This window comes from Streptomyces sp. NPDC048192, from assembly GCF_043202415.1.
GTDB lineage: Bacteria > Actinomycetota > Actinomycetes > Streptomycetales > Streptomycetaceae > Streptomyces.
Window position 1 is genome coordinate 433,259 of sequence record NZ_JBIDAL010000002.1, and the last position, 20,508, is coordinate 453,766.

General features: G+C 73.0%; 23 protein-coding genes, 1 pseudogene and 1 riboswitch. Of the genes and pseudogenes, 12 read left to right on the forward strand and 12 right to left on the reverse strand.

What is annotated here, in order from left to right; genetic code table 11:
• Nucleotides 1-7: 7 nt before the first annotated feature.
• From ACGFZN_RS04840 to ACGFZN_RS04850, 3 genes are all read left to right on the forward strand, one after another.
• The gene (locus ACGFZN_RS04840) at nucleotides 8-979 is read left to right on the forward strand and encodes a fumarylacetoacetate hydrolase family protein (protein WP_393857038.1); all 972 of its coding nucleotides are present in this window, start codon (nucleotides 8-10) and stop codon (nucleotides 977-979) included.
• Nucleotides 976-1,728, forward strand: coding sequence for an SDR family NAD(P)-dependent oxidoreductase (locus tag ACGFZN_RS04845; RefSeq protein ID WP_393857039.1), 753 nt, complete (start codon nucleotides 976-978; stop codon nucleotides 1,726-1,728). The genes ACGFZN_RS04840 and ACGFZN_RS04845 overlap by 4 nt, the downstream gene beginning before the upstream one ends.
• A gap of 176 nt (nucleotides 1,729-1,904) precedes the next feature.
• Nucleotides 1,905-2,630, forward strand: coding sequence for a lysophospholipid acyltransferase family protein (locus ACGFZN_RS04850; protein ID WP_393857040.1), 726 nt, complete (start codon nucleotides 1,905-1,907; stop codon nucleotides 2,628-2,630).
• A gap of 63 nt (nucleotides 2,631-2,693) precedes the next feature.
• Here ACGFZN_RS04850 and ACGFZN_RS04855 read toward each other — a convergent pair whose 3' ends face one another.
• The 8 genes from ACGFZN_RS04855 to ACGFZN_RS04890 all read right to left on the reverse strand — a co-directional run bounded on the left by ACGFZN_RS04855 (nucleotide 2,694) and on the right by ACGFZN_RS04890 (nucleotide 9,552).
• Complete coding sequence (locus ACGFZN_RS04855) at nucleotides 2,694-4,262, reverse strand: alpha/beta hydrolase (protein ID WP_393857190.1); 1,569 nt, start codon at nucleotides 4,260-4,262, stop codon at nucleotides 2,694-2,696.
• Nucleotides 4,263-4,411: 149 nt separating this feature from the next.
• The gene (locus tag ACGFZN_RS04860; protein ID WP_393857191.1) at nucleotides 4,412-5,179 is read right to left on the reverse strand and encodes an urease accessory protein UreD; all 768 of its coding nucleotides are present in this window, start codon (nucleotides 5,177-5,179) and stop codon (nucleotides 4,412-4,414) included.
• Nucleotides 5,176-5,853 carry an urease accessory protein UreG gene (gene ureG / locus ACGFZN_RS04865; RefSeq protein WP_393857041.1) on the reverse strand — a complete coding sequence of 226 codons (678 nt, stop codon included), beginning with the start codon at nucleotides 5,851-5,853 and terminating at the stop codon, nucleotides 5,176-5,178. Before ureG ends, ACGFZN_RS04860 begins: the two co-directional genes overlap by 4 nt.
• 169 nt (nucleotides 5,854-6,022) lie before the next feature.
• Nucleotides 6,023-6,697, reverse strand: coding sequence for an urease accessory protein UreF (locus ACGFZN_RS04870; protein ID WP_393857042.1), 675 nt, complete (start codon nucleotides 6,695-6,697; stop codon nucleotides 6,023-6,025).
• Between the two features lie 11 nt (nucleotides 6,698-6,708).
• Entirely contained in the window at nucleotides 6,709-8,430 is a 1,722-nt protein-coding gene (locus tag ACGFZN_RS04875; protein ID WP_393857043.1) for an urease subunit alpha, read from the reverse strand.
• The gene (locus ACGFZN_RS04880) at nucleotides 8,423-8,734 is read right to left on the reverse strand and encodes an urease subunit beta (RefSeq protein ID WP_330341390.1); all 312 of its coding nucleotides are present in this window, start codon (nucleotides 8,732-8,734) and stop codon (nucleotides 8,423-8,425) included. Before ACGFZN_RS04880 ends, ACGFZN_RS04875 begins: the two co-directional genes overlap by 8 nt.
• A gap of 10 nt (nucleotides 8,735-8,744) precedes the next feature.
• On the reverse strand, nucleotides 8,745-9,047 hold the full coding sequence (locus ACGFZN_RS04885; protein WP_330341389.1) for an urease subunit gamma: 303 nt from the start codon (nucleotides 9,045-9,047) through the stop codon (nucleotides 8,745-8,747).
• Nucleotides 9,048-9,273: 226 nt separating this feature from the next.
• Nucleotides 9,274-9,552 carry a type II toxin-antitoxin system Phd/YefM family antitoxin gene (locus ACGFZN_RS04890; RefSeq protein ID WP_393857044.1) on the reverse strand — a complete coding sequence of 93 codons (279 nt, stop codon included), beginning with the start codon at nucleotides 9,550-9,552 and terminating at the stop codon, nucleotides 9,274-9,276.
• A gap of 85 nt (nucleotides 9,553-9,637) precedes the next feature.
• Between ACGFZN_RS04890 and ACGFZN_RS04895 the strand changes: the two are divergent.
• The 3 genes and pseudogenes from ACGFZN_RS04895 (at nucleotide 9,638) to ACGFZN_RS04905 (ending at nucleotide 11,654) form a co-directional block, all read left to right on the forward strand.
• Nucleotides 9,638-10,272, forward strand: a pseudogene (locus ACGFZN_RS04895) (ATP-dependent Clp protease proteolytic subunit).
• 7 nt (nucleotides 10,273-10,279) lie between these two features.
• Nucleotides 10,280-10,585 carry a hypothetical protein gene (locus ACGFZN_RS04900; RefSeq protein ID WP_393857045.1) on the forward strand — a complete coding sequence of 102 codons (306 nt, stop codon included), beginning with the start codon at nucleotides 10,280-10,282 and terminating at the stop codon, nucleotides 10,583-10,585.
• A gap of 462 nt (nucleotides 10,586-11,047) precedes the next feature.
• Nucleotides 11,048-11,177, forward strand: a riboswitch (cyclic di-AMP (ydaO/yuaA leader).
• Nucleotides 11,178-11,180: 3 nt separating this feature from the next.
• Nucleotides 11,181-11,654: a C40 family peptidase gene (locus ACGFZN_RS04905; protein WP_393857046.1), complete on the forward strand. Its 474-nt coding sequence runs from the start codon at nucleotides 11,181-11,183 to the stop codon at nucleotides 11,652-11,654.
• Nucleotides 11,655-12,145: 491 nt separating this feature from the next.
• On the opposite strand, the gene ACGFZN_RS04910 is transcribed toward ACGFZN_RS04905, so the two are convergent.
• Nucleotides 12,146-12,583 carry an ATP-binding protein gene (locus ACGFZN_RS04910; RefSeq protein WP_393857047.1) on the reverse strand — a complete coding sequence of 146 codons (438 nt, stop codon included), beginning with the start codon at nucleotides 12,581-12,583 and terminating at the stop codon, nucleotides 12,146-12,148.
• A gap of 213 nt (nucleotides 12,584-12,796) precedes the next feature.
• Between ACGFZN_RS04910 and ACGFZN_RS04915 the strand changes: the two genes are divergently transcribed.
• Both ACGFZN_RS04915 and ACGFZN_RS04920 read left to right on the forward strand, forming a co-directional pair.
• Nucleotides 12,797-13,657 carry a helix-turn-helix domain-containing protein gene (locus ACGFZN_RS04915; protein WP_393857048.1) on the forward strand — a complete coding sequence of 287 codons (861 nt, stop codon included), beginning with the start codon at nucleotides 12,797-12,799 and terminating at the stop codon, nucleotides 13,655-13,657.
• A 9-nt stretch (nucleotides 13,658-13,666) separates the two neighbouring features.
• On the forward strand, nucleotides 13,667-13,888 hold the full coding sequence (locus tag ACGFZN_RS04920) for a DUF397 domain-containing protein (protein ID WP_393857049.1): 222 nt from the start codon (nucleotides 13,667-13,669) through the stop codon (nucleotides 13,886-13,888).
• 66 nt (nucleotides 13,889-13,954) lie between these two features.
• On the opposite strand, the gene ACGFZN_RS04925 is transcribed toward ACGFZN_RS04920, so the two are convergent.
• Nucleotides 13,955-15,082, reverse strand: coding sequence for an 8-amino-7-oxononanoate synthase (locus ACGFZN_RS04925; protein WP_393857050.1), 1,128 nt, complete (start codon nucleotides 15,080-15,082; stop codon nucleotides 13,955-13,957).
• Between the two features lie 147 nt (nucleotides 15,083-15,229).
• Here ACGFZN_RS04925 and bioB point away from each other — a divergent pair, with 147 nt between their 5' ends.
• From bioB to ACGFZN_RS04945, 4 genes are all read left to right on the forward strand, one after another.
• Nucleotides 15,230-16,441: a biotin synthase BioB gene (bioB, locus tag ACGFZN_RS04930; protein ID WP_393857051.1), complete on the forward strand. Its 1,212-nt coding sequence runs from the start codon at nucleotides 15,230-15,232 to the stop codon at nucleotides 16,439-16,441.
• A complete protein-coding gene (locus ACGFZN_RS04935; RefSeq protein WP_393857052.1) occupies nucleotides 16,434-17,732 on the forward strand; it encodes an adenosylmethionine--8-amino-7-oxononanoate transaminase in 1,299 nt (432 codons plus the stop codon). Before bioB ends, ACGFZN_RS04935 begins: the two co-directional genes overlap by 8 nt.
• A gap of 1 nt (nucleotide 17,733) precedes the next feature.
• The gene (gene bioD, locus ACGFZN_RS04940) at nucleotides 17,734-18,450 is read left to right on the forward strand and encodes a dethiobiotin synthase (protein WP_393857053.1); all 717 of its coding nucleotides are present in this window, start codon (nucleotides 17,734-17,736) and stop codon (nucleotides 18,448-18,450) included.
• A 708-nt stretch (nucleotides 18,451-19,158) separates the two neighbouring features.
• The gene (locus tag ACGFZN_RS04945) at nucleotides 19,159-19,848 is read left to right on the forward strand and encodes a class I SAM-dependent methyltransferase (protein WP_393857054.1); all 690 of its coding nucleotides are present in this window, start codon (nucleotides 19,159-19,161) and stop codon (nucleotides 19,846-19,848) included.
• Nucleotides 19,849-19,872: 24 nt separating this feature from the next.
• Here ACGFZN_RS04945 and ACGFZN_RS04950 read toward each other — a convergent pair whose 3' ends face one another.
• Nucleotides 19,873-20,247 (reverse strand): fic family toxin-antitoxin system, toxin component, encoded by a 375-nt coding sequence (locus tag ACGFZN_RS04950; protein WP_393857055.1) that lies wholly within the window; start codon nucleotides 20,245-20,247, stop codon nucleotides 19,873-19,875.
• Nucleotides 20,248-20,251: 4 nt separating this feature from the next.
• Nucleotides 20,252-20,485: a toxin-antitoxin system HicB family antitoxin gene (locus ACGFZN_RS04955; RefSeq protein WP_393857056.1), complete on the reverse strand. Its 234-nt coding sequence runs from the start codon at nucleotides 20,483-20,485 to the stop codon at nucleotides 20,252-20,254.
• Between the last annotated feature and the right edge of the window lie 23 nt (nucleotides 20,486-20,508).

Here is a 20,508-nt window from a genome sequence, read left to right on the forward strand (position 1 = left end):
GCCGCTCATGCGCTTCGCCGCCTATACCCACCACGACCAGCCCCGCCTCGCGGTCGTCGACGACGAGGGGGTGCTGTACCCGGTGCCGGGCGTCCGCTCGCTCACCGAGGCGGTCGCCGCGGGGGACGGGCTCCCCGCTCTCCTCGGCACCGGCGCCGCCGCCCTCGCCGGGCCGCCCGGCCCGCACGTCTCCGAGGTGCGTCTGCTGCCGCCCCTCCAGCCCGCGTCGGTACGGGACTTCGTCACCTTCGAGGAACACGTCGAGGGCGTGCGGCGGTCCGTCGACGGCGCCGCGGGCGTACCCGAGCAGTGGTACCGGGCGCCGGTGTTCTACTTCACCAACCCGCACGCGATCCACGGCCCGCACGACGACATCCCGGTGCCCCCCGGCTCGGCCGTGCTCGACTTCGAGCTGGAGGTCGGCGCCGTCGTCGGCCGCGAGGGCCGCGACCTCGCCCCCGGGCAGGCCCGCGACCACATCATCGGGTACACGGTCTTCAACGACTGGTCGGCCAGGGATCTCCAGTCCGCAGAGATGAAGGTCGGCCTCGGCCCGTGCAAGGGCAAGGACACCGCCACCACGCTGGGCCCGTACCTCGTCACCGCCGACGAGCTGGAGCCGTACCGGGACGCCGACGGCTTCCTGCGGCTCGGGCTCACCGCGGAGGTCAACGGCGAGGTCGTCGGCCGGGACCTGCTGTCCAACATGAGCTGGACCTTCGAGGAGATGACCGCCTACGCCTCGCGCGGCACCCGGGTCGTCCCCGGTGACGTGCTCGGCTCGGGCACCTGCGGCAACGGCGGCTGCCTGGCCGAGCTGTGGGGCCGGCGCGGTGAGCGGACCCCGCCGCCGCTCGGGCCCGGTGACACGGTGTCGCTGACCGTGGAGGGCATCGGCACGCTCACCAACACGGTCGTCCCCGGCCCCGATCCGGTGCCGCTGCCGGCCGGACGGCGGCGTGCCCGGGAGCGGCCGTGACGGGCGCGCGCTCCGGGAGACTGCGGGGCAAGGTGGTGGTCGTCACCGGCGCGGCGCGCGGCCAGGGCGCGGCGGAGGCCGAGGCCCTCGCCCGGGAGGGTGCCCGTGTCGTCGCCACCGACGTGACCGAGGCGCCCGGGTGCCGCCGGCTCGACGTGAGCAGCGAGTGGGAGTGGGCCCGACTCGCCGACGAGCTGCGGGAGTCGTACGGCCGGGTGCACGGTCTGGTGAACAACGCGGGCGTCACCTGGCGCGCCCGCCTCGCCGAGGTGCGGCCCGCGGACCTGGCGCGGGTCCACGCGGTCAACGTGACCGGCCCGCTCCTCGGCATCCAGCACCTCGCCCCGCTCATGCCGCCCGGCGCGTCCGTCGTCAACGTCGGCTCCTCCGCGGCCCTGACCGCCCACTACCCGGTGGCCTACACCAGCAGCAAGTGGGCGCTGCGCGGCCTGTCGAAGGCGGCCGCGCTCGAACTCGGGCCGCGCGGCATCCGCGTGAACACCGTCCACCCGGGCTACATCGAGACCGCGATGACCGCCTCCGCCGCGGCCGCGTTCCGCGAGGCGAACATCCGCGAGACCCCCCTCGGCCGCACCGGAACCGTGGAGGAGGTGGCCCCGCTGGTGGTCTTCCTCCTGTCGGACGAGTCGTCCTTCATCAGCGGCGCGGAGATCCCCGTCGACGGCGGGCTGACCGCGCACGGCGGCGTCAAGTCCATCTCGGACGCCCTGCGGTCGCCGGCCTCCTGAGACGTCTCGGAGGCCTGCCCCGCCGCGGGACGCGCACGGCCGGCGGCATCAGCATGACGGTGGGCGAACATGGCTACAGATGACGACAGGTGCACATCGGCCGACCGCCCGCCGCCGGCGAGCCGACCTGCCAAGCCGCCGGGTCCGAGGGGAGCCGGTGAAGTGAGGAGCGAGCCGTGTTCTACTACCTGCTCAAGTACGTGCTGCTGGGCCCCGTGCTGAGACTGGTCTTCCGGCCCCGGATCCAGGGCCTGGAGCACGTGCCGGCCACCGGCCCCGCGATCGTCGCCGGGAACCACCTCTCCTTCTCCGACCACTTCCTGATGCCGGCGGTGCTGGGGCGCCGGATCACCTTCCTCGCCAAGGCGGAGTACTTCACCGGTCCGGGGCTCAAGGGCCGGCTCACCGCGTTCTTCTTCCGCAGCGCAGGGCAGATCCCGGTGGACCGCTCGGGCAAGGAGGCCGGTCAGGCGGCGATCCGGGAGGGCCTGAAGGTGCTGGCCCGCGGCGAGCTGCTCGGTATCTATCCGGAGGGCACCCGGTCGCACGACGGCAGGCTGTACAAGGGCAAGGTCGGTGTGGCCGTGATGGCGCTGCGGGCCGGGGTGCCGGTCGTGCCGTGCGCGATGATCGGCACCTTCGAGGCCCAGCCGCCCGGGAAGGTGGTGCCGAACATCCACCCGGTCACCATCCGCTTCGGCAAGCCGCTCGACTTCTCGCGCTATGCCGGGATGGAGGGCGAGAAGGCGATCCTGCGGGCCGTCACCGACGAGATCATGTACGCCATCCTGGCCCTGTCCGAGCAGGAGTACGTCGACGAGTACGCGGCCGTCGTCAAGGAGCGGCAGGCGGCGGAGAAAGGCGCCAAGGAGCGCAGGTTCCCCAGGGCGCCGCTCAGCTGAACACACGGCACGAGGGGCGGCCGGAGTGTCCGGCCGCCCCTCGTCACCGCGGGAACACGGTGGTTACGGCTTGGGCGTGGCGTGCGGGGTGCAGGTGACGTCCGCGCCGTCCAGCTTGCCGTCGATCAGGTAGGCGTCGACGCGCTGGTTGATGCAGGGGTTGACCAGGCCGGTCACTCCGTGGGAGCCCGCGTCCTTCTCCGTGATCAGACGCGAGCCCTGGAACCGCTTGTGCAGTTCGACGGCACCCTCGTACGGGGTGGCGGCGTCCCGGGTGGACTGCACGATCAGCACCTGCGGCAGGCCCTTGCCGGTCCTGACCTCGACCGGGTTCTGCTGCTTGACCGGCCAGGTGGCGCACGGCAGGTTCATCCAGGCGTTCGCCCAGGTCATGAACGGGTAGTCCGTGTTGAGCCGGGTGTTGTCCCGGTTCCAGGTCTGCCAGCTGGTGGGCCACTTGGCGTCGGTGCACTCGACGGCCGTGTAGACGGCGTTGCCGTTCTCGGCGGAGATGTTGCCCGCCGTGTCGGACATGTCGGGGGCGGCGGCGTCGACCAGCGCCTGGGTGTCACCGGCGACGTACTTGCTGAACACCGTGGCGACCGGCACCCACGAGGAGTCGTAGTACGGCGCGCTCTGGAAGAAGGAGATCAGCTCGGCCGGGCCGACGACTCCGCCGATGGGGTTTTTCTTGGCGGTGGCGCGCAGCTGGAGCCACTTGGCCTGGACGGCGTCGCGGGTGGTGCCGAGGTGGAAGGCGGCGTCGTTCTTGGCGACCCAGTCCTCCCAGTCCTTCCAGCGGCCCTCGAAGGCGATGTCCTGGTTCAGGTTGGCCTGGTACCAGATGTTGTCGCGGGCCGGGTTGACCACGCTGTCCACGACCATGCGGCGCAGGTGGCCGGGGAAGAGGGTGCCGTAGACGGCGCCGAGGTAGGTGCCGTAGGAGACGCCCAGGTAGTTGAGCTTCTTCTCGCCCAGGGCGGCACGGATGACATCCAGGTCCCGGGCCGTGTTCGGCGTGGTCATCTGCTGGAGCATGGCGCGGCCGGTGCGCTCCAGGCAGCCGTCGGCGTACTCGTGGGCCAGCTTGCGCTGTGCGAGCTTGTCCGCCTCGCTGTCCGGCACCGGGTCCATCTTCGGCGCCTTCACGAACTCCTGCGGGTCCTCGCAGGAGATGGGCGCGGAGTGGCCGACGCCGCGCGGGTCGAAGCCCACGAAGTCGTAGGCCTTGGCGGCGTTCGCCCAGACGGGGTTCTTGTTGGTGACGCGCGTCGGGAAGCGCAGCCCGGAACCGCCGGGGCCGCCGGGGTTGTAGACGAGCGCGCCCTGGCGCTCCTCCTTGGTCCCCGTGTTGCCGATACGGTCGACGGCGAGCTTGATCTGCTTGCCGTACGGGTGGGCGTAGTCGACGGGCACGCTGACCCAGCCGCACTGGATGGGCTTGGCCAGCCCCCAGTCGGCCGGGCAGTCCTGCCAGTCGATCCCGGCCTTGGCGGCGCGGGCGGCGGCTATTTCCGCGCCCTTGGCCTCCCGGTCCGCCGCCGGACGGCCGGCGGCGGTGGCCGCGGGCGCCGAGACGGCGCCGGCGACCAGGGTGGCGGTGACGAGTGCTCCGGCCGAACCGAGCGCCATCAGGCGGCTCTTCGGTCTGTTCTCCCTCAAGTGGGCCCCTCCCCCTGCATCAGGATCGCTGCGAGTGGTCAGGTGGGGGATCCTCTCGGCTGTGGGCCGCCTGAGAACAGGGGTCGCCTGCCATCTTTACCAATCCGATAAACGGATGGTCATGTTCGACCCATGAGCCTTGCCAGGGAGGCGTCCAGCACTCGCCGCAACCGCAGGGCGTCCGGCGCCAGGGCGCTGACCAGCACCGCCGGACCGGCCAGCGGCATCAGGGCGGCACACTCGTCCAGCACCGCGGGCCCGGCCGGATTCCGTTCGAACTCCGGTCGTATGACGACGAGTTGCCCCACCGCTCGATGCCCGGCCAGCGTGGCGGGACCGTCCCAGCCGCCCGGCGCCCCGGGCCCGCAGGCCAGCTCCTGGTCCAGCACCGTCCGGCCCGCGATCCGCACGGTCAGCCGGCTGCCGAGCCGCCCGGGCTCCTCCCCCGCCCGCCCGAGCACCTGCTCCTCCCGCAGCACGAGCCGGGCGCCGGCGGCGAGTTCGGCCCGGGTGGCGACGCGCAGGTCGCTGCCCCGGGCGGAGATCAACTGCTCCGGAAGCCAGTGCAGTTCGGCTCCGTCGGCGACGTCGAGCCGTACGTCGTAGCGGGCCTCGCCCTTGGTCTGGCCCGGCAGGGCGAGGGTGGCGGCGGCCGAGCCGACGTGCAGCCGGGCGCCCTGCTCCGCGCGCGCCGTGAGCGCGAAGCGGTCGCCGCCGAGCGGGCCGCTCATCGCGCCGACGACCATGACCCGCGCCTCGGCGCCGCCGGACCGGACGCGGCGCAGGGCCAGCGGGCCGTCGCTCTCCAGGACGGGCAGCGCGGTGCCGCCCCGGCCGTCGGCGCGGGCGACGATCCGGGCGTCCGCCCGTACGCCGGTGGCGGTCACGCCGTCCACGCGGCGAGCCGTCCGCGCACCCAGGCGGCCACGTCGGCGACGCCCCGCTCGCCGCGCAACGACTGGAGGACGACGGGGAGTTCGGCCCGCTGGGCCTTGGCGTCGGCGGCCATCCGGGCGAGGTCGGAGCCGACGTACGGGGCGAGGTCGGTCTTGTTGACGACGAGCAGGTCGGCGGTGGTGACCCCGGGGCCGCCCTTGCGCGGGATGTCGTCGCCGCCGGCCACGTCGATCACGAAGATCTGCGCGTCCACGAGCCCCTTGGAGAACGTCGCGGTGAGGTTGTCGCCGCCGGACTCGACGAGGATCAGGTCCAGCGGGCCGACCGCGTCCTCCAGGTCCTCCACGGCTTCGAGGTTGGCGGAGATGTCGTCGCGGATCGCGGTGTGCGGGCAGGCGCCCGTCTCCACGGCCGTGATCCGCTCGGGCGGCAGCACGGCCTCCCGCAGCAGGAACTCGGCGTCCTCACGGGTGTAGATGTCGTTGGTGACGACCGCGAGCGACAACTCGTCGCGCAGGGCACGGCAGAGCGCGGCGACGGTGGCGGTCTTCCCGGACCCGACGGGGCCGCCGAGCCCGATGCGCAGCGCGCGGCGCGATCCGTCGGGCCGGCGCGCGTCCGCGCTGAGAGCGGCGGGTCCGGGGTGGGTGTGGTCGAGGTGCATGGCAATGGCTCCATTTGTCAGCCAGGTTCGGCATCGGTCAGCCCGTCCGGCGTTCGAGGACGAGGCCGTTCAGGCCGATCGGGGGTGCAGGGGGCGGAGCCCCCTGGCGGGGTCGAAGGGGCGGAGCCCCTGGGGATGGGACGGACACTGGCGGCGGGGGCGAGACCCCTCAGGATGCGAACAGCCGCACCGGCCAGGCCGCATGCCACTCCGCGCCCACCTCCAGCAAGGGCCCGGAGGCGGCCGGCAGCGCATCGGTGCCCTCGTCGAGCGCCCTCCGCGCCGCCTCCACCGCCGTGTCCGCGACGCGGTCCACCTCGGGCGCCAGCCGGGCCAGGACCCCGGTCGCGTCGAACGGGTCGAGGCTCAGCAGCCGTACCGTGGCCGTCGCCGGGCCGCTCACGCTCTCGTACGCCGCGCAGTACGCCGCGTCCTCGGGTCCGAGACCGGCGGCCCGCGCCACGCATCCGAGCACCACCGGCTGGTGCGCCCCCTTGGGGAACCTCCGTGCCAGCGCGTCGAGTTCGTCGCACGGCCAGCTCGACCGCGCCGCCCGCAGCAGCTGCCGGCCGAGGCGCCGCGCCGCGGCCCGCAGGGCGGGTGACGGCGTACGGGCGTCCGCCGCCGCGTCCAACTCCCCCGGCCCGACGCCGAGTACGGCCGCGGCGGCCAGCGCGCCCGCGACGGCTCCCGCGGTGTGCAGCCGCCCCCGGCAGAAGTCCTCCAGGCTCGCGGCGCAGGTGATCCGGCCCGCCTTGACGGCGGCCTCCGCCCCGCCGGAGTGCGCATGCCCTCCCGCGGGGAAGCGCCCGTCGGCCAGGACGAGCAGTGCGGTCCGTGACATCACGACCCCCGTCAGAAGAGGAAGTAACGCTGGGCCATGGGCAGTTCGGCGGCCGGGGTGGCCTCGACGAGTTCGCCGTCGATGTGCACGGCGAAGCTGTCGGGGTCGATCCGGACGTCGGGCCGGGCGTCGTTCTCCCGCATGTCGGCCTTGGTCACCGCGCGCGTGGAGGTGATCGCCTGGAACCGCTTGCCGAGCCCGAGCCGTTCCGGCAGCCCGTCCTCGATGGCCGTCGGGCTGACGAAGTTGACCGAGTTGGCGGCCGGGGCACGGCCGATGGCGCCGTACATCGGGCGGGGCAGGATCGGCTGCGGGGTGGGGATGGAGGCGTTGGCGTCGCCCATCTGCGCGTAGGCGATCTGCCCGCCCTTGAGGACGAGGAGCGGCTTGACGCCGAAGAACGCCGGCTCCCACAGCACGAGATCGGCCAGCTTGCCGGTCTCGACGGAACCGACCTCGGCGGCGAGTCCCTGGGCGAGCGCCGGGTTGATCGTGTATTTGGCGACATAGCGACGTACCCGGCGGTTGTCGGCGCGTCCGTCGCCGGGCAGCGCGCCGCGCCTGCGCTTCATCACATGGGCGGTCTGCCAGGTGCGCAGGATCACCTCGCCGACCCGGCCCATCGCCTGGGAGTCGGAGGAGATGATCGAGATCGCCCCGAGGTCGTGCAGGACGTCCTCCGCGCCGATGGTGGACGGCCGGATCCGGGACTCGGCGAAGGCCAGGTCCTCGGGGACCGCCGGGTTGAGGTGGTGGCACACCATCAGCATGTCGAGGTGTTCCTCGGCGGTGTTGACGGTGAAGGGCCGGGTCGGGTTGGTGGAGCTGGGCAGCACGTTGGGCTGCGAGACCACGGTCATGATGTCCGGAGCGTGCCCGCCGCCGGCGCCCTCGGTGTGGTACGAGTGGATGCCCCGGCCCGCGATCGCGGCGAGGGTGTCGCCGACGAACCCGGCCTCGTTGAGGGTGTCGGTGTGGATGGCGACCTGGATGCCGGTGCGGTCGGCGACCGTGAGCGCGGCGTCGATGACGGCCGGGGTGGAGCCCCAGTCCTCGTGCAGCTTCAGGCCGGTCGCGCCGCCCCGGATCTGGGAGAGCATCGCCTCGTGGCTGACGGTGTTGCCCTTGCCGAGGAAGCCGACGTTGACCGGGTAGGCCTCCATCGCCTCGAACATCCGGGCCAGGTGCCAGGGGCCGGGCGTGACCGTGGTGGCCTTGGAGCCCTCCGCGGGGCCGGTGCCGCCGCCGACCAGGGTGGTGATGCCGGAGGCGAGGGCCTCGTCGGCGACCTGGGGGCAGATGAAGTGCACGTGCGCGTCGATGGCGCCGGCGGTGAGGATGCGTCCGTTGCCGGCGATGATCTCGGTCTCGGGGCCGATGACGAGGTCGGGGTGGACGCCGTCCATGGTGTCCGGGTTGCCGGCCTTGCCGATCGCGGTGATCCGGCCGTCGCGGATGCCGATGTCGGCCTTGACGACGCCCCAGTGGTCCACGACGACGGCGCCGGTGATCACGGTGTCGGGGGTGCCTTCGGCGCGGGTGGCGCGGGACTGGCCCATGGACTCGCGGATGACCTTGCCGCCGCCGAAGACCGCCTCGTCCCCGGAGGCGCCGGGTCCGCCGGAGCGGTCCTCCTCGATCTCGATCAGCAGGTCGGTGTCGGCGAGCCGGATGCGGTCACCAGTGGTGGGGCCGAAGAGGTCGGCGTAGGCGCCGCGGGAGATCTCAGGCATCGAGCGCGCCCCCCGTCTGCCCGCGCAGCCCGGGCACGATCCGGGCGCCGGCGAGCGGGACGAGTTCGACGTCGACGGGGATGCCGGGCTCGAAGCGCACGGCGGTGCCGGCGGCGACGTTCAGCCGCTTGCCGCGGGCGGCCGCGCGGTCGAACTCCAGGCCGGGATTGGCCTCGGCGAAGTGGTAGTGGGAGCCGACCTGGACCGGCCGGTCGGCGGCGTTGAGGACGGTCAGGCGGGTGACCTCGCGGCCCTCGTTGCAGACGACGGGGTCGTCCGCGAACAGGATCTCTCCGGGAATCATCGCGGCCCCCTCAGACGATCGGCTCGTGGACGGTGACGAGCTTGGTGCCGTCCGGGAAGGTGGCCTCCACCTGGACGTCGTGGATCATCTCGGGGACGCCGTCCATGACGTCGTCCCGGGTGAGGAGCTTGCGGCCGGAGGACATGAGTTCGGCGACCGTACGGCCGTCACGCGCGCCTTCGAGGATGTGCGACGTGATGAGGGCGACCGCTTCCGGGTGGTTGAGCCTGAGCCCGCGGGCCCTGCGCTTCTCGGCCACGTCGGCCGCCACGTGGATCAGCAGCCGCTCTTGCTCATGCGGGGTCAGTTGCACGTCCCACCTCACAGTCCTTGCTCCGGACCGTGCGGGGCCCGGTTGCCGCAGCCATCGCGACGGGGACAGGTGTAACACACAGACAAATCCCCGGATCGCCCTCGATCCGGGCAGAAGAACCCCTGATGGCGTGGATCGGCAGGGTAGAGCGCCGGAGTTTCGGCGACGTTAACCAGACCTTGATCCACCGATGACCCGGCGATGGGCTCGACGATACCCGCGCGGGTCAGGAGACGCCGGGACCCCGGTGCTCGGCGGCGATGCCGAAGCGCTGCCGTTCGCGCGCGACGGAACCGGCCTCGCGGATGCCCGAGACCGAGCTGACGACCTGCTCCCCGGCCTGCTCCTCGAGGGCGTCCAGCCGCTCCAGATCGGCCGCCGACACCAGCGCGACCAGCGGCTTGCCGTGCCGGGTGACGACGACGCGCTCACCGCCGTACACCACGCGGTTGATCAGGTCGGCGAGCTCAGCCCTGGCTTGCGTCACCGGAATCTCGTAGGCCATACCCCCATCGTACGTCAGGTACGTCCTGTACATTTTTTACAGAAGCCGGGTCCGCGGGGGACCCGGACGAGAGAAGGGGTGTCCCATGTCCCGAGCGTCCGCTCGTCACGTCCTGCCCGAGTTCACCGAGCGCACCGGCAGCGGCGCCCGCGCCCTGGACCCCTACGGCAAGCTGTTCGAGGACCGGATCGTCTTCCTCGGCACCCCGCTGGACGACGCGGCCGCGAACGACGTGATGGCCCAGCTGATGTACCTCGAACACGCGGCTCCGGAGCGGGACATCACGCTGTACGTCAACTCCCCCGGCGGTACGTTCAGCGCGTTGACGGCGGTCTACGACACGCTGCGCTACGTCAGTTGCGATGTGGCCACCTACTGCCTGGGCCAGGCCGCGGCCCAGGCCGCGCTGCTGCTCGCGGCCGGCACGCCGGGCAAGCGGTTCGCCCTGCCGGGCGCGCGCATGGTCCTCTCGCAGCCCCGGCTCTCCGAGCCGGTGCAGGGCCAGCCGAGCGACCTGCTCATCCAGGCCGAGGAGCTGGCCCGCATCCGCGCGCTGGCGGAGGAGATGCTGTCCGGCACACCGGGCGCACGGCCGAGCAGGTCCACCGCGACCTGGAGCGGGACCTGGTGCTGGACGCCCCCGAGGCGGTGGAGTACGGCCTGGTGGACGCCATCGTGCCCGCCCGGCGGAGCACGCCCGGCGCACCGGACGGGCGGTGAGCCGCCGATGCTGCCGGACCTGCCGCCGCTGCCCGCGCTCACGCGCGCCGAGGGCGACCTGATCGACCGTTATCTGGAGACCGCCGACCTGCTGGGCCGCGTCAATCCCGCGCGCGGCGGTGACACCTATCGCGGGCTGCGCGCGGCCCAGGCCCTGGTGCGCAAGGCCGCAGAGCTGCGTGACGCCCTCGCACTGATGCACCAGCGGGGCGAAACAGAGCTGCACGGGGACACGCTGGCACGGGCCCTGCGGGTGCTGGACGGTGAACGCCGGACCGCGCGCGTCGCGCTCCCGCCGGACGGCGTCGGCTGATCCGGACGCCCGAGCGGCCGCACGGGACCCGTCTGTCGACCGGGGCCGGAGGAAGGGGAGTTGAAACGGCCCGAACGACGTACCGCCGACCGGTGTATATCCGGATCGCTTTCCGGGCCTCCCGACTTGCGCTCCGCGCCGGTCCGGGGTGCGCGGGCGGGTGCTTCGTCCCAGGTCCGGGGCTGGGCCGGGGATCTGACGATGTCTCGAACGTCACGTGGTCCACCCGAACGGGTGAGTGGTGAGTAACGCCACAAATTCCCGGATGCGTTGGGATTTTCGGACCGGCGTGGGTGAAGATCCCGTCCGACGACAAGCCCCCGCCGACCGCGGCGGGGCGGTCCGGGCGGACGCCGAGTCCTGCCGCCGCCCGGATGACCGGTCGACAGGAGTGGATCGGCAGGAGTGGAGGACCCGAGCAAGACGGGTCGCCGGGACGGATGTCCGTCCGCGCGTCACAGAGCCCTCTGTGCGCCGCGGCCGGGCGGAGGTTCCGAGCAGCCCTTGGGGTGAAGCCGCGGCAACGCGGCCGGGCAACTTCGCCAGCCCGAATCCGACAGGTCATCCTTCACAGGCGGCTGACGAAGGGTTGCGCATGACTGCGCTCAATCGTGTCCCGTCGCTCATGGCCCGGGCCGGTACGGCCTCGGCCCTCACCCTCGCCGCCGTGGGCGGCTCCATCGCGGTCCCCGGGCTCGCCACCGACGCCTCGGCCGCGACCCTGGCGACGAAAGCACTGCACATCGCGGCCTCCAAGAAGGGGGCGCCGTACCAGTACGGGGCCACCGGGCCGCGCAGGTTCGACTGCTCGGGGCTGACGCTCTACTCGTTCAAGAAGGCGGGCAAGACGCTGCCGCGTACCGCCGCCGCGCAGTACAACAAGACGCACCACATCTCCGCCCGCAACCGCAGGGCCGGTGACCTGGTGTTCTTCCACTCGGGCTCCTACGTCTACCACGTCGGCATCTACGCCGGGCACGGGCAGATCTGGCACGCGCCGAGGACCGGGGACGTGGTGCGGCTCCAGAAGATCTGGACCAGGAGCGTCTGGTACGGCCGGGTCGGCTGACCTGGTCCGTCACGGCGGGCCGGCCCGACGGTCCGGCAGGGCGACGCCGGCTGCCCCGGCCCGGCCCAGGCCGGCCGGCCCGCCGTGAAGGGAGGAGCGGCTCCAGCAGGAGGGCCGCTTCCCCGCACCGTCGGCGCCACCCCGGTGCCCGCCTGGAGCCCACGGGCGGCCCGGGGCCCGACGCGCCCACCTGCCGGCCGCCGGCGCCCCTCGAAGCGGCCGGCCCACCGGTCGGCGTACCTACCGGCCCGGCCCACCGGCCGTCGCACCGCGACTGATCCGCCGTCCGGTGCGCCCCGACTGCCTCCGCGCCCCGGAGTGCGCCGCGACTCCGCACCGGTCGCGAACGTCTTGCCGGGCCCGCACACGCGCCCGTTCGGCCGCGCGAGCCGCACGAACGCCGTAACCCCACCCCCCTCACCGCACCCCGGGACCACGCCTCCCCACCGCCCCGCGCCGCCCGGAGGGCCGCCGTGCCCCTGCCGCCCCGGCTAGCGGGTCTGTTCCGCCGGGAGGATCCAGGGGAGTTCGATGAGCACCGTCTTGCCGCCCTCACGAGTGGGGCGGACGCGGAGTTTGCCGCCGCACTCCGCGGTGAGCCAGCGGATGATGACCATGCCGCGTCCATTGTCCTGCTGGACGGCGGCGGGCAGTCTCTTCGGAAAGCGCGGGTGACTGTCCGTCACGCCGATGCGAAGCTGTTCGTCGCGGTCCAGGGCGATGTCGACCGTGAAGGTGGGTGACTGACCGAAGGTGTGCTGTACGGCGTTCGTGGCGAGTTCGGAGACGATGAGCCGCACCGTGTCGGCCGTCTCGGTGTCCGACGGCAGGCCCCACTCCGCGAGCGTGCCCACGACGTACGTGCGGGCCGCGGAGACCGAGGCGGGATCGCTCGGCAGAGTGACGGATGCTTCCAGATGGTCTGCCATGGCGCGGTCGTCCCTTTCCCACGGGACCGCAGTCCGACACGGCGCGGATGGTTCGAGTACGGTCCCGGACTGGTGCTTGTTCGTCAGCCTGCCACCACCGGGCCGGTCACGGGGAGCGATCCACCAAGATATGCATATATCTGTCGCCCGAAGCGGTGAACTCTGCGACGCGAGACCGTATTCGGGCGGCCCGGAAGGAGTAAGGAGGAGCCCATGCAGAACGGGCCGGCCGTGCGCCGCCGCAAACTGGGCGCCGAACTGCGCACGCTGCGCACCGGTGCGGGGCTCACGAGCGGTGAGGCGGCCCGGCTGGTCGGCTGGCACCAGTCGAAGGTCAGCCGTATCGAGACCGGCGCCAGCGGCGTGAAACCGGCGGACGTGCGGTTACTCCTCGACGCCTACGAGGTGCACGACCGGCAACTGCGCGAGCTGCTGCTCATGCTGGCCGGCTCCGGCGACACCGGCGACCGGCACCGCTGGTGGCACGCCTACCGCGGGGTGCTGCCGCCCACCTACCGGGACTTCATCAGCCTGGAGTCGCAGGCGAGCGCGATGCGCACCCTGGAGACGACGGTCGTACCCGGTCTGCTGCAGACCCCCCAGTACGCCCGCGCGGTGACCCGGGCCGCCGTGAAGGACCTGGACGACAGGGACCTGGACGCGCTGGTGGAGGTGCGGCTGGCCCGCCAGGACGTGCTGCGCGCCGACCCGCCGCTGGTGCTGAGCGCGGTGCTGGACGAGGCGGTGCTGCGGCGCGAGGTCGGCGGCCCCGAGGTGATGGCCCGGCAGCTGGAGCGGCTGATGGAGGCGGCCCGGCTGCCCCAGGTCCGGCTCCAGGTACTGCCGTTCAGCGCCGGAGCGCATGTCGGCCTCACCGGCCCTTTCGTTATCTTCTCATTTCCGAGCACTTCTGATCTGGACGTGGTTGTTCTCGACCAGTTGACGAGTAGCCTCTACCTGGAGCGGAAAGAAGACCTCATGGCCTACTCGGAGGCCTTCAACACCCTGCAGATGCACGCCCTTTCACCCGAGGACACGTTGGACTACATCGCCGGGATAGGTGACGGCGCGTAAGGAGGCACCATGTCAGCTCTGCCTCGGAACGTCCCTGCCAGTACCGACCTGCACGACGTGCGCTGGCTGCGCAGCAGCTACAGCACGGGGGCCAACAACTGCGTGGAGACGGCCCGGCCGCGCTCCGGCCCCGGAGCCGGACTGCTCGCCGTGCGCGACTCCAAGCGCCCGGCCGGACCCGCACTGCTCTTCTCCACCGAGAGCTGGGCCGGTTTCCTCAGCGCTCTCTGATCACAAACGATCACAGCCGATCATCCATAACCGTTCATGGTTGAAGCACGGCCGTGTCACGCCGACTCATGGTCGCGTTTCGACGATCACACGTACAGCGCGTTCGATCTCGGCCCCGGACAGGTCCGCGCGGGCGGTCAGCCGCAGCCGTGAGACGCCGTCGGGCACGGAAGGAGGACGGAAGCAGCCCACGGCCAGCCCGGCGGTACGGCAGTCGGCCGCCCAGCGCACCGCCTGTTCCGGGGACGGAGCTCGCACGGAGACCACCGCGGCGTCCGGACGCACCGCCTCCAGACCCGCGGCGGTCAGCCGTGCGTGCAGTTCCGCGGCCACCGCCCGGGCGCGCGTCGCGCGCTCCGGTTCCCGGACGAGCAGCCGCAGCGCCGCGAGCGCGGCCCCGGCCGCCGCCGGCGCCAGCCCCGTGTCGAAGATGAACGTCCGGGCGGCGTTGACCAGGTGGTCGATCACCCGCCGCGGCCCGAGCACCACCCCGCCCTGGCTGCCCAGCGACTTGGACAGGGTGGCCGTGGCCACCACGTCCGCGGCGCCGGCCAGCCCGGCCGCATACGGCGTGCCCCGGCCGCCGTCGCCCAGCACCCCGAGCCCGTGCGCGTCGTCCACGACGAGCCCGGCGCCGTGCTCCCGGCACGCCGCGGCCAGGTCGGCCAGCGGCGCCCTGTCCCCGTCGACCGAGAACACGGTGTCCGAGACGACGATCGCCGGCCCCTGATGGGTGGCCAGCGCCTTGCGCACCGCCTCCGGGTCGGCGTGCCCGACGACCTGCCGCTCGGCCCGCGCCAGCCGGCAGCCGTCGATGAGCGAGGCGTGGTTGCCGGCGTCGGAGACGATGAGCGAGCCGTGCGGGCCGAGCGCGGTGACCGCGGCCAGGTTGGCGGCGTAACCGGAGGAGAAGACCAGCGCCGCCTCGAAGCCGCAGAAGGCGGCCAGTTCGCGCTCCAGCTCGGTGTGCAGCTCGGTGGTGCCGGTGACCAGCCGGGAGCCGGTCGAGCCGCCGCCCCAGGTCCGGGCGGCCCGGGCGGCTCCCTCGGTGACCTCGGGGTGGTGGGCCAGGCCCAGGTAGTCGTTGCTCGCCAGGTCCAGCAGCGGCGAGTCGGCGGGGCGCGGGCGCAGGGTCCGTACGAGTCCGGCGCGGCGGCGCGCCTCGGCCTGCTCGTCGATCCAGCCGAACGCCATGGGTCCTCCGGGGCTTTTGTAGGTAGCGAACAGACACTAGCGGCACGACCGGTCACCCGAGGTGTGGCAATACCCACACGGTGAACCGTCTCCGTTGTGCAAACTCTCCTTGGCCCGGGACGGTCCGGTAAGACAGGATCGGGCCTCATGGACCTGCTGAACACGCTGGTGGACAAGGGGCTTCGGCGCGAGCTGCCGACCCGCGAGGAAGCGCTCGCCGTTCTGGCCACCTCCGACGACGACCTGCTCGATGTGGTGGCCGCGGCCGGCAAGGTGCGCCGGCACTGGTTCGGGCGCCGGGTGAAACTCAACTATCTGGTGAACCTCAAGTCGGGCCTGTGCCCCGAGGACTGCTCCTACTGTTCCCAGCGGCTCGGTTCGAAGGCCGACATCCTGAAGTACACCTGGCTCAAGCCCGACGAGGCCTCCAAGGCGGCCGCCGCGGGGCTCGCGGGCGGCGCCAAGCGGGTGTGCCTGGTGGCGAGCGGGCGCGGCCCGACCGACCGGGACGTGGACCGGGTCTCGGAGACCATCCGGACCATCAAGGAGCAGAACGAGCACGTCGAGGTGTGCGCCTGCCTCGGGCTGCTCTCCGACGGCCAGGCCGAGCGGCTGCGCGAGGCGGGCGCGGACGCCTACAACCACAACCTGAACACCTCGGAGTCCACGTACGGGGACATCACCACCACCCACACCTACGCCGACCGGGTGGACACGGTGAACAAGGCGCACGCGGCCGGGCTGTCCGCCTGCTCCGGTCTGATCGCGGGCATGGGCGAGAGCGACGAGGACCTGGTCGACGTGGTCTTCAGCCTGCGTGAACTCGACCCGGACTCGGTGCCGGTGAACTTCCTCATCCCGTTCGAGGGCACCCCGCTGGCCAAGGAGTGGAACCTCACCCCGCAGCGCTGCCTGCGGATCCTCGCGATGGTCCGGTTCGTCTGCCCGGACGTGGAGGTCCGGATCGCGGGCGGCCGCGAGGTGCATCTGCGCACCATGCAGCCCCTCGCGCTGCACCTCGCCAACTCCATCTTCCTCGGCGACTACCTGACCAGCGAGGGACAGGCGGGCAAGGCCGACCTGGAGATGATCGCGGACGCCGGCTTCGAGGTGGAGGGGGCCGGCGAGGTCACGCTGCCCGAGCACCGGGCCGACGCGGCCGCCCGCCACGGCTCGGCCTGCGGCTCGCACGAGGGGTGCGGGACGCAGGAGGGCTGCGGCTCGCACGAGGCCGCGGACGCCTGCGGTACGGCGGGCGTGTGCGGTACGGCGGCCGTGCCGGCCGCGCAGGAGCCGCGCACCGACCTCGTGGCCGTCCGCCGCCGGGGCGCCGGAACGGACCTCGCGCCCAATGCCTGACCGGTCCGGCCCGTCCCGTCTGAGCCTGTCCGACCTGCTGGAGCTGGACCGGCGGCACGTGTGGCATCCGTACGGCCCGATGCCGGGGCGTGCCGAACCGCTCGTCGTGGAGTCGGCGAGCGGGGTCCGGCTGCGGCTCGCCGACGGCTCCGGCGACCTGGTGGACGGCATGTCGTCGTGGTGGTCGGCGATCCACGGCTACAACCACCCGGTCCTCAACGAGGCCGCGCGCGACCAGCTCGGGCGGATGAGCCACGTGATGTTCGGCGGACTCACGCACGAGCCCGCCGTCCGCCTCGCCAAGCACCTTGTCGACATGTCGCCTCAAGGGCTGGAGCACGTGTTCCTGGCCGACTCCGGTTCGGTGTCGGTCGAGGTCGCGGTGAAGATGTGCCTGCAGTACTGGCGCTCGCTCGGCCGGCCCGGCAAGCAGCGGCTGCTGACCTGGCGGGGCGGCTACCACGGCGACACCTGGAACCCGATGTCCGTGTGCGACCCCGAGGGCGGGATGCACGCGCTGTGGTCGGGCGTGCTGCCGCGTCAGATCTTCGCCGACGCGCCGCCGGCCGCGTACGAGGAGTCGTACGCCGACCGGCTGCGCGAGCTGATCGCCCGTCACGCCCACGAGGTGGCCGCGGTGATCGTGGAGCCGGTCGTGCAGGGCGCGGGCGGCATGCGGTTCCACTCCCCCGCGTACCTGCGGGTGCTGCGCGAGGCGTGCGACGCGCACGACGTGCTGCTGGTGTTCGACGAGATCGCCACCGGGTTCGGCCGCACCGGTGCGCTGTTCGCGGCGGAGCACGCGGGCGTCACCCCGGATGTGATGTGTGTGGGCAAGGCGCTGACCGGCGGTTATCTGACGCTGGCCGCCACGCTGTGCACCGCGCGGGTCGCCGACGGCATCTCGCGGGGCGAGGTGCCGGTGCTCGCGCACGGCCCGACGTTCATGGGCAACCCGCTCGCGGCGGCCGTGGCCTGCGCCTCCGTGGAACTGCTGCTGGGCCAGGACTGGCGGGCCGAGGTCAAGCGGATCGAGGCGGGCCTCGCGGAGGGCCTGGCGCCGGCCCGGGAGCTGCCCGGCGTACGGGACGTCCGCGTGCTCGGCGCGATCGGCGTGGTCCAGCTCGACCACGAGGTGGACATGGCGGCGGCCACCGCGGCGGCCGTGCGGGAGGGCGTGTGGCTGCGCCCCTTCCGCGACCTGGTCTACACGATGCCGCCGTACATCACGTCCGACGAGGACGTGGCGAGGATCGCGCGCGCGGTGTGCGCCGCGGCGCGGGAGGGATGACATGCCGGTACTGGTGATCACGGGGACGGGCACGGAGGTCGGCAAGACCGTCACCACGGCCGCCGTCGCCGCCGCCGCGCTCGCGGCCGGGCGTTCGGTGGCCGTGCTGAAGGCCGCGCAGACGGGCGTACGGCCGGACGAGCCCGGGGACGCCGAGGAGGTCGCGCGGCTGGCGGGACCGGTCACGGCCGGTGAACTGGCGCGCTACCCGGAGCCGTTGGCGCCGGGTACGGCCGCACGGCGGGCCGGGATGGCGCCCGTGCACCCGGGTGAGGTGGCCGACCGGGCCGCCAAGCTGGCCGCCGAGCACGATCTGGTGCTGGTGGAGGGTGCGGGCGGGCTGCTGGTCCGCTTCGACGCGGCGGGCGGCACCCTGGCCGACGTAGCGGGGCTGCTCGGCGCACCGGTCCTGGTGGTGGCCCAGGCCGGTCTGGGCACGCTCAACACCACCGAGCTGACCGCCCGCGAGCTGCGGCGGCGGGGCCTGGAGCCGGCGGGCGTGGTCATCGGCAGCTGGCCCGACTCGCCCGACCTCGCCATGCGCTGCAACGTGACGGACCTGCCGGAGGTCGCCGCGGCTCCCCTGCTCGGCGCGATCCCCGCCGAGGCGGGCACACTGCCGCCGGCCGACTTCCGCCGGGCCGCACCGACATGGCTGGCCCCCCGGCTGGACGGCACCTGGAACGCGGAGACGTTCCGGACCCGGACGGCGCCGTAGCAACGAGCCGGGCCCTGACCCCGCTCCCGCACCTTCTCCGGCCGGCCACACCGACCGGAGAGACGGCGTTCCGGCCACGCCGGCCGGAGGGGGTCTCGGCCACGCGGCCGAAGGGGGGCGCCTCAGCCACGCCGGCCGGAGGAGGTGACCGGCCGCGCAGGTCGAGGACTGGGCAAGCGCCCGCACCAGACGCAAAGGCGGCACCGGCCGCACCAGACGCAGAAGGGGCAGCCCAGCCGCAGCAGGCGGGGAGGCCTGACCCGACCGCGCCGGTCAGGGACTGGGAAACCGGCCGCACCAGCCGGAGAAAGGGCACCCAGCCTCACCAGACACAGAGGGCGCAACCGGCCGCATCAGACCGCGAGGCGTGACCCGACCGCGCCGGTCAGGGACTGAGAAACCCGGCCACACCACCCGGAGAAAGCACAACCCAGCCGCACCAGAGGGAGAGGCGTGACCCGGCCGCGCCGGTCGGGGACTGAGAAACCCGCCCGCACCAGCCGGCGAAACAACCCAGCCGCGCCACACAGAGCGGGGTGACCCGGCCGCGCCGGTCGGGGACTGGGCCACCCCGGGCCGCGCCGGTCGGGGACTGGGCCACCCCGGGCCGCGCCGGTCGGGGAAGGGGCGATCCGGCCGTGCCGGCAGGGGGTGCGGCGGTCCCGGACGGGGGAGACTTCTCCCAGGCCGTTCCCCGGGAGGTTCGCCATGCGGCTGCTGTCCGGTTCCGCCAAGGTGGCTCCGAGCCCCGTCCGCCATCCGCTGTTCGCCCGCTGCTACGCCCGGGTGAGTGTGAGCGCCGAGACCCGGATGGGCATGGCCGGTGTGCGGGAGCGGCTGCTCGCCGGGTTGTCCGGGCGGGTGATCGAGATCGGCGCGGGCAACGGGCTGAACTTCGCCCACTATCCGGCCGCGGTCGCCGAGGTCGTCGCGATCGAACCGGAGCCGCGCCTGAGGAAGTTGGCGCTGGAGTCGGCGCTGCGCACCGAGGTCCCGGTCGACGTGGTGCCGGGCGCGGCGGAGGCGCTGCCGGTCAAGAGCGAGGCGTTCGACGCGGCCGTGCTGTCCCTGGTGCTGTGCAGCGTGCGGGACGTGCCCCGGGCGCTGGCCGAGGTGCGGCGCGTGCTCAAACCGGGCGGTCAGGTGCGGTTCTTCGAGCACGGGCAGGGCGGCGGTACGGCGATGCGGCTGGCCCAGCGCACCCTGGACCGGACGCTGTGGCCCGTGCTGGCGGGCGGCTGCCATCTGTCCCGGCGTCCGGTGGCCGCGCTGCGCGAGGCGGGGTTCACGCTCGGGCCCCAGCGGCAGGTGATGATGCCGGAGCACGGTCCGGCGCTGCCGTCCTCGTACTGCGTGCTCGGTGTCGCCTGGCGCCCGGAGGAGCCGGACGCCCGCTGACCGGACCACGCCGGACCGCATCCGTCACACGCTCCAGCGCCGCAGCTCGCGCGCGATGTCGTCCACGCCGGCCGCGCCGTCCTTCACCAGGCGGGCGAGGTCGCGCACCTGCTCGGGGCTGGTGGCCACCTTCTCGCCGCTGGCGACCAGGTAGGCGTAGGCGACCGCGGAGGCGAACAACGCGTTGGAGCGCTCCAGGGCCGGCAGGTGGATCAGCAGTTGGAGCAGGGCGGCGGCGCGGGCGTGCGGGGTGTCGTAGACGGGTACGCCGAATATCTCGGCGCGGTGCCGGGCGACGGCGGCGACGAGTGCGCCCCAGTCGGTGACCTGCGGGTCGCCGGGGGTCTTCTGCTCGGCGAGCATGAGGAGCCAGGGAAGGTCGATGCTGAGCTCGTTCAAGGGATCAGCGGCCGTCCCCGGTGCCGCGCGTTTCGGCGAACTCCTCGGCGAAGACGGACTCGTACTGCTTCATGAAGTCGGCGGCGGCCTCGACGAACGTGCGGCCGGCCTCCCCGGTGTCCTGTCTGACCAGCTCTTCGATGTACCGGTTGACGCTGATGCCGCGGGCCAGGGCGCGTTCGCGGGCCGCGCGGGCGGTGCCCTCGTCCACGCGCACGTTCAGCTGGGTCTTCGCCATGCTTCGAAGCTAGCGCTCAGGTG

Excerpts from the sequence above, each read along its gene's own strand:
- bioD (WP_393857053.1), top strand. The coding sequence starts at position 17,734 with ATGCCGGTACTGGTGATCACGGGGACGGGCACGGAGGTCGGCAAGACC.
- ACGFZN_RS04915 (WP_393857048.1), top strand. The coding sequence starts at position 12,797 with ATGCAGAACGGGCCGGCCGTGCGCCGCCGCAAACTGGGCGCCGAACTG.
- ACGFZN_RS04890 (WP_393857044.1), bottom strand. The coding sequence starts at position 9,552 with ATGGCCTACGAGATTCCGGTGACGCAAGCCAGGGCTGAGCTCGCCGAC.
- ACGFZN_RS04870 (WP_393857042.1), bottom strand. The coding sequence starts at position 6,697 with ATGTCACGGACCGCACTGCTCGTCCTGGCCGACGGGCGCTTCCCCGCG.
- ACGFZN_RS04910 (WP_393857047.1), bottom strand. The coding sequence starts at position 12,583 with ATGGCAGACCATCTGGAAGCATCCGTCACTCTGCCGAGCGATCCCGCC.
- ACGFZN_RS04925 (WP_393857050.1), bottom strand. The coding sequence starts at position 15,082 with ATGGCGTTCGGCTGGATCGACGAGCAGGCCGAGGCGCGCCGCCGCGCC.
- ACGFZN_RS04945 (WP_393857054.1), top strand. The coding sequence starts at position 19,159 with ATGCGGCTGCTGTCCGGTTCCGCCAAGGTGGCTCCGAGCCCCGTCCGC.
- bioB (WP_393857051.1), top strand. The coding sequence starts at position 15,230 with ATGGACCTGCTGAACACGCTGGTGGACAAGGGGCTTCGGCGCGAGCTG.
- ACGFZN_RS04875 (WP_393857043.1), bottom strand. The coding sequence starts at position 8,430 with ATGCCTGAGATCTCCCGCGGCGCCTACGCCGACCTCTTCGGCCCCACC.
- ACGFZN_RS04880 (WP_330341390.1), bottom strand. The coding sequence starts at position 8,734 with ATGATTCCCGGAGAGATCCTGTTCGCGGACGACCCCGTCGTCTGCAAC.
- ACGFZN_RS04920 (WP_393857049.1), top strand. The coding sequence starts at position 13,667 with ATGTCAGCTCTGCCTCGGAACGTCCCTGCCAGTACCGACCTGCACGAC.
- ACGFZN_RS04900 (WP_393857045.1), top strand. The coding sequence starts at position 10,280 with ATGCTGCCGGACCTGCCGCCGCTGCCCGCGCTCACGCGCGCCGAGGGC.
- ACGFZN_RS04840 (WP_393857038.1), top strand. The coding sequence starts at position 8 with ATGCGCTTCGCCGCCTATACCCACCACGACCAGCCCCGCCTCGCGGTC.
- ureG (WP_393857041.1), bottom strand. The coding sequence starts at position 5,853 with ATGCACCTCGACCACACCCACCCCGGACCCGCCGCTCTCAGCGCGGAC.
- ACGFZN_RS04855 (WP_393857190.1), bottom strand. The coding sequence starts at position 4,262 with ATGGCGCTCGGTTCGGCCGGAGCACTCGTCACCGCCACCCTGGTCGCC.
- ACGFZN_RS04905 (WP_393857046.1), top strand. The coding sequence starts at position 11,181 with ATGACTGCGCTCAATCGTGTCCCGTCGCTCATGGCCCGGGCCGGTACG.
- ACGFZN_RS04955 (WP_393857056.1), bottom strand. The coding sequence starts at position 20,485 with ATGGCGAAGACCCAGCTGAACGTGCGCGTGGACGAGGGCACCGCCCGC.
- ACGFZN_RS04935 (WP_393857052.1), top strand. The coding sequence starts at position 16,434 with ATGCCTGACCGGTCCGGCCCGTCCCGTCTGAGCCTGTCCGACCTGCTG.